Source organism: Reichenbachiella sp. MALMAid0571, assembly GCF_040151475.1.
In the GTDB taxonomy this organism is placed as follows: Bacteria; Bacteroidota; Bacteroidia; order Cytophagales; family Cyclobacteriaceae; genus CAXBNB01.
The window spans coordinates 114526-127458 of the sequence record NZ_JBDKWG010000150.1; the positions used below are offsets into that span (position 1 = coordinate 114526).

General features: G+C 38.6%; 8 protein-coding genes. 3 read left to right on the plus strand and 5 right to left on the minus strand.

Annotation, left to right across the window (positions count from 1 at the left end; genetic code table 11):
• Positions 1–6: 6 nt before the first annotated feature.
• Positions 7–1647 carry a DUF8614 domain-containing protein gene (locus tag AAOP42_RS21725; RefSeq protein ID WP_349530695.1) on the minus strand — a complete coding sequence of 547 codons (1641 nt, stop codon included), beginning with the start codon at positions 1645–1647 and terminating at the stop codon, positions 7–9.
• Between the two features lie 128 nt (positions 1648–1775).
• Between AAOP42_RS21725 and AAOP42_RS21730 the strand changes: the two genes are divergently transcribed.
• Complete coding sequence (locus AAOP42_RS21730) at positions 1776–2174, plus strand: rhodanese-like domain-containing protein (protein ID WP_349530696.1); 399 nt, start codon at positions 1776–1778, stop codon at positions 2172–2174.
• 286 nt (positions 2175–2460) lie between these two features.
• Here the strand turns inward: AAOP42_RS21730 and AAOP42_RS21735 are convergent, their stop codons facing one another.
• On the minus strand, positions 2461–3666 hold the full coding sequence (locus AAOP42_RS21735; RefSeq protein ID WP_349530697.1) for an exo-beta-N-acetylmuramidase NamZ family protein: 1206 nt from the start codon (positions 3664–3666) through the stop codon (positions 2461–2463).
• 118 nt (positions 3667–3784) lie between these two features.
• Between AAOP42_RS21735 and AAOP42_RS21740 the strand changes: the two genes are divergently transcribed.
• Positions 3785–5002, plus strand: a complete 1218-nt coding sequence (locus AAOP42_RS21740; protein WP_349530698.1) for an ABC transporter permease — start codon at positions 3785–3787, stop codon at positions 5000–5002.
• A 15-nt stretch (positions 5003–5017) separates the two neighbouring features.
• Entirely contained in the window at positions 5018–5764 is a 747-nt protein-coding gene (locus AAOP42_RS21745; RefSeq protein ID WP_349530699.1) for a class I SAM-dependent methyltransferase, read from the plus strand.
• A gap of 2 nt (positions 5765–5766) precedes the next feature.
• On the opposite strand, the gene AAOP42_RS21750 is transcribed toward AAOP42_RS21745, so the two are convergent.
• The 3 genes from AAOP42_RS21750 to AAOP42_RS21760 form a co-directional block, all read right to left on the minus strand.
• Positions 5767–10134, minus strand: coding sequence for an MBG domain-containing protein (locus AAOP42_RS21750; RefSeq protein WP_349530700.1), 4368 nt, complete (start codon positions 10132–10134; stop codon positions 5767–5769).
• Positions 10135–10257: 123 nt separating this feature from the next.
• Positions 10258–10953 carry a LytR/AlgR family response regulator transcription factor gene (locus AAOP42_RS21755; protein ID WP_349530701.1) on the minus strand — a complete coding sequence of 232 codons (696 nt, stop codon included), beginning with the start codon at positions 10951–10953 and terminating at the stop codon, positions 10258–10260.
• Positions 10950–12842, minus strand: a complete 1893-nt coding sequence (locus AAOP42_RS21760; RefSeq protein WP_349530702.1) for a tetratricopeptide repeat-containing sensor histidine kinase — start codon at positions 12840–12842, stop codon at positions 10950–10952. Before AAOP42_RS21760 ends, AAOP42_RS21755 begins: the two co-directional genes overlap by 4 nt.
• Positions 12843–12933: the final 91 nt, after the last annotated feature.

The window sequence follows — 12933 nt, forward strand, 5'->3', positions numbered from 1 at the left end:
AAGTATTTAAAGGCCTAGCACTTCAGTACCTTGTTCGAAGACTACATCTACTGGAATACCCGCCTCTGAAAGCCTGTCAAGGTCTGCTTGAAGCTGATCACCGATAACTCCCTTTTCTTTCACAAGATTGGCAACACCATCATAATCACCATCTCCTTGCAGGGTGAGAATTAACTCGGACAAAGCACCCATGGCTTCCTGCATTTTCTCAAAATTGATGCTGTACCTGCCTGTTATGTCATCTCTTTCAAAAGCACCATGTTCTTTGAAGAAGTTGAATCGGATCATATTGGCTCTACCATGTGCACTGGCCGCCCCAAACCGAACTGATCTGAATATCCCAGCCAGAAAAGTGGTATAATACTCATTCAGGTTGCCCTCAATTTCGCCTTTTTCATGAAGTTGTGTGATCATATACAAGCCGAGAATGTCTGCTTTTCCTTCTTCCAGAGCCGAACCGTGTTCTTTGAGTGCTTCACGTACTGTACCCTTTCCGTTAATGGTGTTTTTTATACCAAGGCCATGAGCTACTTCATGAAACATGGTATTGGCAAAAAACGCATCAAACTTAATGTTGCTTATTTGATCTTCTTTGATTAATACATTTGCGATTGGCATCAATATCTTATCAAACTTGGCTTGCATGGCATTTTTCAATTGAAGCCTTCTCGATCCTTTGGCGAGTTGCACTTGCTCATCGTTGGGCAGGTTGATGGCGATCGTTTTTCCACCTGAGTTGCAATCACCAGCGTAATAAACCACATCATAGGCATTGAGGTCAGCGTCTGTGCCGGGCATTTCCTGCTTATAGGTATCCGGTGCAGGAATGCCTTTTTGGAGTTCTGGTAAAAACGATGCAAACTTGGCCAGTCGGTCACTCCATGATTTGTCTTTGATCAAGACATAGGCCTCATGTGCGGATTTGTAGTTGTAGAGGTTGTCTTCGTAGTTTTCGATTGGTCCAACTACAAAATCCAACCCATTGGTTTTCATGTCCATCCATGCCATGTCGCTGGGTTGGTATTGATCTGTTAACAGTGCTTCAGCTCTCAATTCAAGGTATTTTTTCAGCCCTTTGTCTTCTGCCAATTCAGCCGCTTGGAGTAGCAGTTGTGAAGCCTTGGTGATTTCTTTCTTGAAAGCCACATGATAAGGAATGTTAATCAAGTTACCATTTTCATCTCTTCTCACCAGGTTGTATTGCTGATCTGTTTTAGCAATAGCTGAGGCTTCAAATTCGGCTTTGGTCATGTCAGTAGGGTAGAAGTTGGCACCATTGGGTTTTGAGCCAATTCCGGTTACAAATGATTTATTGCCATCCAGTCTGTCCCATGGGCCGTAATTAATCAATCCATATTGTTTGTAATCTTCATCGGCTAAACTACTCAGAAACTCTTCTTTGTTTCCATAAGCTTCCTGCCAGAAGATGTCATCCATTATTTTAGCTATTTCAATAAATACCGGAATCATCTTTTTTTCATTTTCCGACAATCCGGATAAATCTGCTGTGAGTTTTACTTTTATATAAGTTTCCAATTTTTGTTGAATTTCAGTTTTGACAGTCTTTTCTGTGGGTATGTCTTGCTTTTTTTGCTGATTACAAGCAATAAAAGCAACTGTTATAATTAAGTAGAATGTTTTTTTCATTGTTTTGGGTTTAGTACTGCTTGCTGACTCTATTGATCGCAAAGATCGATTTATTCGATTGTGCTTTCGATCAATACACTAATCTAATTTTTTATTTGTTAATTTGAGAAAGAAACACAATTGAGAATATGAAAAACATACAAACCTTTTATGGCTTACTACTAGCTCTGTTTTTGATAGGATGTAATACATCTACCAATTCACAACCCATATCTAAGGTGATACCTCCGGTTGAATTTGAAGAAAAAATGAAATCCGAAGATGCCATTATATTGGACTTACGAACCGACAAAGAAGTAGCAGAAGGTGTAATTCCAGGAGCTATTCAATTGGATTTTTATGCAGATGATTTCAGTAAGAAAGTCGCCGAACTAGACAAAGATAAGGTCTATATGGTTTATTGTGGATCGGGAGGACGAAGTGGCAAAACCGCTAAATTATTCTCTGAAAAGGGTTTTCCAGAAGTATATGATTTGCAGGGAGGTATAAATGCCTGGAAAGCAGCAGGAAAAAAACTTGAAAAATAAAGTCCGTCAATGCTCTGGGATAAGTGTCTTGGTTATGCATTTCGTTATCGGAAATGCGCACTAGGGGTTTAATGCCAAGTGAAAAATGCTTGATTTGGTATATGTTTTGAGACCTGTCAGGTTTATCTCTCAAAACCCGATGTTGAAAGTAGTTTTCCTGTCTTGTCTGGAAGAAACCTGACAGGTCTGTGTATCGGCTAACGATATAAACTTGTTTTCCCTGATGCACATTTAGCCATTTCGGCATAACCCCTGACTTCAACTTGTAGCAGTTTTGTTGGATGCTTTACTCAAAGTCATCATACAGCAGGTATTTTTTTCTTTTCGCTTTATAAGCAATCAATCCTTCTGCCCAGCTTTGTCTTATTTCATCTTCAGAAATCCCGGCTTCTATTTGCTTTTGGAGTTGATCTGTTCCAGCAAGTTTGACAAAGTATTTATTGAAGAATTTATCCTTGTTTTTTGATTTGTTGTAGAACTCGATGAGATAACTCAAATCCAATTGATTCTTTACTTTGACATTGGATAAATCATAGCCATAGCATGTTTCACCTAAGTATTTGGGATTTTTTGACATACCGTCAATGCTTTCAGGAGTGAAACTATAATCTCCCATCGTGCTGTCCGGTATTCCAATAATTTGAAAGGGAGTCAGTGTTCCTCTTCCCACACTTACTGCTGTACCTTCAAACAGACAAATGGATGGATACAGAGCAATAGATTGATCGGTAGGTAGGTTAGGAGATGGTTTCACTGTCAGAGAATAGGGAGTATTGTGATCCCAGCCCGTCATTTCAATAACCGTTAGTTTAAGTGCTTCAGCCTGATTGATCCATTTTTCACCTACCATCATTTTGGCGTATTCTCCGGCGGTAAGCCCGAAAACTATAGGTACCGGATTCATGCCTACATAAGACTTGTTTTCCATTTCCAGTATTGGCCCATCTATATAATGCCCATTGGGATTTGGTCTGTCGAAAATGATCATTTCTACTCCATTCTCAGCACAAGATTCCATCATGTACTGCATGGCACTGAAGTAGGTAAAAAACCTCGCCCCAACATCCTGACTGTCAAATATTACCACATCAACATTGTCTAAATCTTCCGGGGTGGGCTTTCTGTGATCCCCATAAACTGAAATAACAGGAACTCCTGTTTTGCTGTCAATCGAGTTGTCGATATGTTCCCCAGCATCGGCATTTCCCCTAAATCCGTGCTCAGGAGCAAAGATCTTGGCTACATCGACATTTAGTAAAATCAGGGTGTCCAATAGGTGAGTTTGCCCGATCACTGACGTGTGATTCACCAGCAGCCCGACTTTTTTGTCTTTTAACAAAGGTAAATACTGACCTAATTGCTCGGTTCCAAGTACTATTCCTGGTGGTTCTGGCTCAGTAGTGGTTTCCTTGTTTTGGGTGGCAGAGTTGCACGAAAAAATAAGCACAAAACAGAAGTAGATTATTAAATGTTGGATGTTAGATTTATACATATATTTTTGTTGAATATTTGAAAGAACACAGTGTCTGGTTGAAATCTCTTTCAGTAAGAGGTAAACAAATGTATCAATTAATTTACGGAGTTTAATTTACAATAACGGCAAAACCGATTTGAATCTACCTTATTTTATATCCAGAAGAATAACCAACGACAGTCAGTCGTCCTTCTCTTCTGTGATTTCAAAAATTGCTGTAGTGAGCATAGCAGTCAGCCTGGCTGCTATGATTCTTGCGTTTTTCATCTTGGGAGGTTTTAAGGAAACCATTAAGAACAAGGTATTTAATTTTAAAGGTCATCTGGAAGTTACAAAATATAATTTTGGAAACTCAGTGGACGAGCAGGCAGTCAGCACCAATTCGGATTTTGCTCATTTTTATAAAGACATTAAATACATAGATCATATACAGGCCTTTGCTCATAAGGCCGGGCTACTCAAAACCAAAGAAGAAGTGCAGGGTGTAATCTTCAAGGGAGTGGGCAGAGACTTTGATACAACCAGATTCGGGCCAAATATTGTTGAGGGCAGGTTGTTTGGTTTTAAGGATTCCACATACAGCCAGGAGGTGATTATTAGTAGGAAAATTTCTCGTTCGCTTAGACTCAATGTGGACGATGATGTATTTATTTCTTTTGTCCAAAATCCTCCCAGAACCAGAAAACTGCATATTACCGGGATTTATGAAACGGGTTTGGAAGAATTTGACAAACAATTGATAATAGGAGACATTGGGCTTGTTCAACGAATGAACAACTGGGCAGATACATTGGTAGGAGGGTATGAGGTGTTTATCAAAGACCCAAACAAGATGACAGAGGCTGAGGAAGACCTTTTTGATATTATTGACATCAATTTGTTTGTGGACAAAATAAGCGACAAGTATGTGCAGCTTTTCGATTGGCTCAATCTTCTGAATCAAAATGTTGCAGTTTTTCTTGGCTTGTTACTGGTGGTAAGTGTTATCAATATGATTTCAATATTGCTGATCCTGATCATGGAAAGAACCAATATGGTTGGGGTGTTGCAGGCATTGGGTTCTCCCAGAAAACAGATTAAAAAGATATTCATTTACAATGGTATGTTGCTGATAGCAAAGGGTTTGTTGTGGGGAAATGTAGTCGCTTTATCTGTCGCTTTCATCCAGGATAAGTTCAAGGTAATTCCCCTTGATCCTGAAAACTACTATATGTATTTTGTGCCGATCCATTGGGATTTTGTAATACTTATTACTTTGAATTTACTAACTTTTATTGTAGTCAGTTTGGCACTGGGCATTCCTACTTTGGTAATTTCAAGGATAAAACCCATTACGGCTATTAAGTTTGATTGAGGAAAGTCTGAACAAATGGAAACCTTCAAAGATCATTTTTCAGGCCATTCTTCCAGCTACCAAAAATACCGTCCGGCCTATCCTGTGGAGTTGTACCAATACATTTCCGGATTATGTGAGGAGCACGATCGTGCCTGGGATGCAGGTACAGGCAATGGACAATGTGCTTTGAGGCTTGTCGATTATTTTGATCATGTATTGGCCACAGATCCCAGTGCCAATCAAATAAAGAATGCTGTTTTACATAATCGAATAAAATATCATGTATCCAGAGCGGAAAACTGCCCTGTTTCTGACAGTAGTATGGATTTGGTGACAGTAGCTCAGGCCATTCATTGGTTTGATTTTGATCTGTTTTTCAAGGAAGTCAAAAGGGTATTGAAACCAAATGGAGTATTGGCTTTTTGGACTTATACTTTAGCTGAAATTTCTCCTGAAGTAGATGAAGTCACAAACTACTTTTATCGGGATATTGTAGGGAAATATTGGCCAAAGGAGAGAAATTTTGTTGAGGACAAATATCAAGGTATTCCCATGCCTTTTGAAGAAATACAAACTCCTGCTTTTGAAATAAAGATCAACTACAACATGCACAACTACCTGGCTTATCTGGGAACATGGTCAGCGGTTAAAAACTTCAAAACAGATAATCATTCTGATCCAATAGATCTGATTAAATCTGAAATGTCAGCTGCCTGGATCAATATCGATGAATATAAAGTAGTCACCTGGCCAATTTATTTGAGGGCAGGAAGAATATGATTTCAATTGGTTGTTTTCTTCACAATCTTGTAGCTTTTTACTGTCCCATTTTGAGCTAATTGTACGATATATATTCCCTTCGAAATATTTTCAAGTCCATAAATTTCATGTGTGGTTTGGACACTGTTAAGTTGCCTGTTAAGGATTTGTCTGCCGTCCAAAGTATTTATTGTAAGGGTGTAAGTGTCTTTGGCTTCCTGAGGTAGTACAATCTGGAATGTTTTGACAAATGGTATTGGATATATTTGAACCCCCGATAAAATATTTTCTTCTATTCCGGTAACTTTATCAATAGTCAATATTCCATTTTCATAGACAAAATCATAATGATCATCACTTCCCCCTGTTAGCTCGATACTATATTCACCAGCATCACTTGACTGAGTAGCCTGAGTATTAATAGTCGGAGGGGTGTCGATCACCGAAGCATCCTCACCGTTCACAAAACCGACATACTCAAAAGTTAGGGTTGGCATCTCATCTCCCTGATTTATAGTTTGATCATCTGCTGTCACCGTTAGCGTTGCTTTAGATACATTAAATGTTTGTGTGACTTCCTGAGCTGGATTGTAGGTGTCATTACCTGCCTGATTGGCAGTTATTGTTACTTCACCTACTCCGGTGATAGTTACTTCATCATTTGAAACAGTGGCCGGGCCGGATGTTACTTCATAGCTAACATCTAATTGGGAACTGGAGCTAGCATCCAATGCGAATGTATCTCCATAAACTTTATTTCCTATTTGATCAAAATTAATCGTCTGATCTAACAAGTCTGGAAATACTTCAAAAGACATCTCAACTTTGCTGGCTGCAAGATAGTTGTCATTTCCTTCCTGACTGGCTTCAACTCTGAATGTACCTATACTATTTACAGTGAGTTGATTTCCAGAGATCACCCCATCACCTTCAAGCAAGGTAAATTCGACGGTTAAGTCAGATGTAGCACTCGCCTGTAGGCTAATGGGTGAATCCTGTAGCGTTTTATCGCCTGTTGTTGTGAAGTTTATTGTTTGAGGTGCTTTTTCAATGGTCAGCGTTCCACTTACATAGTTGAAGTCATAGTTGTTGTCTATTCCGTCGGAAAGTGTGATTTCATAATCACCAACTGCACTTGCTTCTGTAGCAGTAGCGGTAGCAGTGGGAGGGGTGTCTATCATCGAAGCATCTTCATTATTTACAAACCCATCATATTCAAAAGTTAGTTCAGGATTTTCACTGCCATAAATTTTGGTTTGATTATTGGCAGTTATTGTGAGAGTTGCTTTTTCTACGGTTAGTGTTTGAGTTTTACTTGTAGGTAAATAGACATCATTTCCTGCTTGACTTGCCGTGATTTCTGTAGAACCTACTCCGATTATCACCAACATATCACCCTCTATTACAGCCACAGACTCTTCTGAACTGGAATAGCTCAATTCGAGTTGACTATCGATAGAGGCTGGTATTGTGAAATTTGAATCACCGTATGATTTACTCATGTCAGTGAATGTAATGGTCTGTGTTGCCTTGCTTACTGTTAATATTTGTGATTGGTTGGTTGCCGCTTTGAAGCCGTTGTTTCCATCTTGTGATGCTGTAAAAGTCGTTTCACCCAAACTGTGAATGGTGACTGTTTTTCCATTTACGCTTGCCACATTGGTGTTGGAAGAAACTATGGTTACATCCAAACCACTGCTCGCTGAAACTTCAAGATCAAATGACTCATCTAATATCGATTTACCTGGTATTTCTGCAAAGGAAATAGATTGTGTGAGTTTAGATGCAGTAGTGAAGTGTAGTGTTTCGGAGGACGGTGAAGTTCCAGTTTCATTGGCTAGTCTAATTCTACAATAGTAATCTGTTTCTTCGTTCAGAGACTCAAAGATGAAATCCTCATTATCTGTAGAAGCATTATCAATAACCACTTCAAAATTTTGATATCCATCTACATAGGTTGAGAAATGCTCGTCCAAGGCTAAATCAATATAAGCAGTGATGCCAAAAGCACGTGGGCGCGTATAGTTGATGCTTGCTGTGACGGCTTGAATATAATTCGTTTTTATGGTAGGTGGATTTGGAGTATAAGTTACTTGCTGTTGCTCGGAGTAATTAGAAGTGCCTGCTGCATTTTTCGCAGCTACGTACCACTCTGAAAAATTACCGTTTACTTCGAAAAAGTTGTCAGTAATTTCAGTAGCATTAGTACCGGCAGCACCTCCGCCTGTAGTATATGAAAAGATGTAACTTTCAGCTCCCTCTACTTCATCCCAGGTCGCTTTGTAAGAATTATGGGTGATATCAACCGCAGTAAGTCCAGTTGGTACGTCGGGAATTAATATTTCATTAGTAAATGTCCAGCCGTCATTGCCTTCTCGATCTATTGAAAAATCGGCTGTTATTGTAGCACCTTCTGCTGGTAGATTAGTTAATTCGGTATAAGAGATTTCGATATCCTCTTCTTCTCTACTGACAAATTTTGCCCCATTGTTTCCAATCAATTTTATAAAGTTGTCAGCCTCACCATTAATATCCGCAAAGGCCACTTTTATCGTCTCATAGATATTTACGGTTTTTCCCGGAGGAATCATTAAAGTGTCGTAACTGGAGTCAAAAATCTGTGCCTCGTTTCCTGTTTGCAAATAGCTTAGTGTGTCGCCACTAATATCAATTCTGGGCCAGGTGCTGTATTTGTTTTCATTGTCGCTAAGGTAGATGTGGGTATTGGTGAAATCAGATCCATTTTCTTCATTATTGCCAATAAGCCTCCAATCAATATTTATAGAGCTATTCTGAAATTCTCCACGTCCGGATAAATTGTAAAGTTGCTCGACATCAATGTATTTATCAGATAAGTGCGCATGCCCTCCGTCAATAAAGATACTTTTTGCTCTTAGGGTATCACCAGATACGGAATGCTCTCCATCATAAAAATATAGGGAAAAGAGGTTATCATCTGTATTGCCAAGGTAGTGAGAAGTAACATCAGTGCCTCGGAAATTGATTGTCATCAGGTTGGATATTGTGGTTTGTGAGAGATAGATTAATCCATATAAATTAATTTCCTTTAAGTCAAATTCAATGGAATCTGTAACGCCAAGCATTTCAAAATTATTGATTGCAATGTCCTCTGATGAAGTAATCACAGCATTTCCATCTGTAGAATTTGCGTCAAAAAGAATGTTGTCTATTTTCGAAAAAGCATCTTCATGCAGTTCGCTTCCTCCGGATGATGTAGCCCAGTGTGCGAGATCGGAAATATCTCCTGAGCCTCCAACCCAATAATAGGTTAGTGGGGTAATTTCATTGATTGTAAAACCTGAATTGTTTCCTTCATCCAGACTATTGTTGGCTACTACTGTTTCGCTGGCGGTGATGTTGATATTTGTAAAGCTACAATAAGACAGAGATGCTTCATTTGTAATATCAAGTGTGGACTGATTTTCTCCTCCTACAATCTCTGCAAATTCACTTCTGGTTCCTTTTAATTCAAGATATTCAACGGTATTAGTCGTATTGTCGGATAGTTCCAACCGACTGCTATGCATGATCAAACTGTCTATTGAATTTTCATTAATTATAGTAAGTTCTCCATTGCATGATGATAGTTTCTCTATGGTGTTATTGTTTCGAATTGTGGCATTTGGCATTACCAAACGATAGTAAGAGTGCCCACCTCCAAAAAAGGATAATTTGGGATAATCAACACCATATATAGTTGATGTAGGTAGATCAATGGTGCTATTGGCTTGAGTATTGAAACGATTACCAGTAAGATGAATTTGAGCTGCTTCATCTGAAGTTAGCGTAGCATCATAAACCCATACGGCTCCATTAAAATTGACAGCCTGCCCGTTAATATCAAGAATTGATGAATTACTCAAATTGGCATAGTCGAAAGCAACTGAATCTTGAAGAATTAGCGTACCTCCTCCATCTACATGTAAGCTTATTTTGTCAGAAAAACCATCTTTTTGGAAACCTCCGTTGTTTTGGAAAGTGCTTGTGTTGCCTGATGAAAAATACATAGGACAAGTAACAAGAATATTGTCTTCAAGAATCACATTCCCTGAAATGGATAGCTTGCCTCCATCAACATCATCGAGGACTATGTATTCATAAGCCAGATTAGTTACAGTCAAATCCTTCATCTCAGCGTCCACATCGACATATACCCTGTTACCATTGCCTATAAATGAGTTTTCATCAAACACTACATTATCAGTCGGGCCTGGAAGTACACCAAAGCGCTCGGTACCGCCGCTGGTGGTTGCCCATTCATCCAGATCGGACCAGTTGCCCGGGCCACCTACCCAATAGTAGGTTTGTTGGGCATTTGCGAATTGCGAGAGTACAATAAAGCTGATAAAGAGGAGAATTCGATTGTTCATTATGGTATGAATTACAGGTTTCATCCATAAATGTAGATCAGCAAATAGGGGAGCTAAAGGCTGTTTTAGCGAAAGGAGGTTTTACTTTAGTAAAGGTGCTTTTATTTTGAGTAAAGCGTAAGACTAAATCATGGTTAGCCGATCCATTAAATCCTTGCGATACGATTTACCGATTTGTACTTTCAAGCCTTTCAAAAACACATAATTTTCGGAGATAGAATCTATATGATCAAAATTGATCAAATAGGAGCGGTGAATCCTATGAAAACCTAATGGAATAAGTGTTTTCTCAATACTTTTTAATGTGTGGCTTATAATAAATTTTCCTTTTTCAGTATAGACATTGGCGTAATTGTCGAAGGCTTCTACATACACTATATCCGAAGACATCATAGATACAATTTCTTGTCCGTTTCTGAGAAATAGTTTTTCAGGTTTTCGCTGCTGAATGTCTGGTTTAATGGTTCTGGCAAATGCCATCTCTACATTGGCAATAAGATCACCTTCACTGAAAGGCTTGACGATATAGCCCGAGGGGCTGGTCTTTTTTGCACGGTCAAGGGTTTTCTGATCGTAAAATGAAGTGAGGTAAATAAATGGGATTTCAAGTTTCTCAGCTATCTGTATGCCATCCATTTCTCCTGCGATTTTTACATCCAGCAAGGCCAAATTTGGGCTGTGGTTCTCCAGATGCTTAAAAACATCAATTCCTTCGTCCAGTACGGCAGAAATATGATATCCCTGACTTTCCAACGTAGCTGCCAGGTCATCGGCTATTAATGGTTCGTCTTCCACTATTAAAATGCTTCCCTTACTCATTTGATTAATTTATACCTTGAAAGAACCAATTGAACGGTTGTTCCTTCATTGTTGATGATATTGATTTCTGCTTTTAATTTTCTTGAAAGTGATTGTATCATTTTCCAGCCAAATGAATCTGACTTATTCAAATTATCAGAATCCATACCGGTACCATCGTCTCTCACTTTTACCCAAAGTTGCTCACCTTTCTCTTCAATTTCAATATATAATTTCCCCTTTTTGTTTTCCTCAAAAGCATATTTGAGTGCATTGGTTATTAGCTCATTGACAATCAGTCCTAACGGAATCATTGTGTCAATATCCAGCTTAATGCTTCCTGTTTTTATCTGATGATCGATTGTACGCACACCAAAGGTCTGGAATATTTCTGAGATCAAATTTTCAAGGTATTCCTGTACATTTACTCCTCTTACGTCATCTGCGCTGTATAATCGTTGATGGATCAAAGCCATAGATTTAACCCTGCTTTCTCCTTCTCTTACTGCATCAATAGCAGCTTCATCACTCAGGTTTCTTGCCTGTAGTTTCAGTAAGCTGGAAATAATTTGAAGGTTGTTTTTAACCCTATGGTGGATTTCCTGTAACAGTACTTCCTTTTCGACCAATGATTTTCTTTTTTGTCTGAAAAGAAAAAGCAGCAAGACAGCAAGCGACAAAACAAATATTGAAATAACCAGAAGACTATTGCGTTCAGATTCACTTTTTGCTAATGTTAATGTTTGCAATTTGTTCTCAGCATTGAGCTGTTGGATTTCAATTTCCCTTTTCTCTTTTTCATACAATTGTTCGAGCTCTGTGGTTTTTACGAGCACCTCATTGTCAAATAGTTTTTCTTTTTTGTCTAAAGCCTTTTCCAGTTGTTTCAGTGCTAAATCCACCTTTCCAAGAGCCTTGTAAATTTGGTAGGATAAAAAGTAAAAATTGTATGCTATTTCAAGTTTCCCTTCGTCGTTGATCACTTTACCCATACGATCGACATATTGTTGCGCTTTAAGGGTGTTGCCATGTTGGTAGTAATACTGGCCTAGTGCATTCAATACCTGAGCTTTTGTTTCATAAGGTGTTTTAATATTTAGCAAGCTTTCCGCTTCATTGTATAGGTTCAATGCCTTGACAGAGTTTTCTAACTGTTCATGAACCATAGCCTGATTTACCAGCTCATGTAAATATACGGACTGGTTTTGGAGTTTTTGACTTAGTGCCAAAGCTCGTTCTGAGATAAGAATAGCACTATCGTATTCTTTAAGGTATCTTAATGCCGAGCTCAGATTAGTGAGAGAATTTAAAATACCACTTTCATCACCAAGTCCTTCTTTTATCTTTAGAGAGGTTTGATAGGCACGTTTTGCTAATTCATATTTTCCGTTCTTTCTGTATATAATCCCCAGGTTGTTGTGAACAAGGGCAATCATTCTTTGGTTACCTAGTTTTTTATAAATTTCGCCTGATTCGTTATATTTTTCAATTGCCTGTTCCATCTCTCCTTTAAAGGAATGCATTACTCCAATATTGAAAATGGAGCTGGCTTGTCCTTCAAGATTTTCATGCAATCGGGCATATTCACCTGCTTTAAGGTAATAATGAATGGCACTATCAAACTCATTTTGGTAGTCATAGGCAATCGCTTTGGATGTCAATCCTTTGGTGATGAGGTAAGGGTTGTTCAATTTGGTTCCAATCAGCTCTACTTGATTAGCGTAATGCCATGAGGAATCAAAATTGTACTCTGCCCACTGGTAATTCAGGTCTGAGTAGGTGATGGCTCTTGTACTGTCATTTGTGGTTTGAGCGGCTTTGATTCTAAGCGAGTCAATTATCGTTAGGTTTTGGGCATTATCAATTGCCGGAAGAAAGAAAAGAAAAATAAGCAACAGCCAACGGATCATATTTTTAAAATTAATTCATCATCGTTGACATGCAATAAAAACGGTATAATATAATTTGGAGTAGTTGTTTTTTTGGCGAAAACAGGTTTGA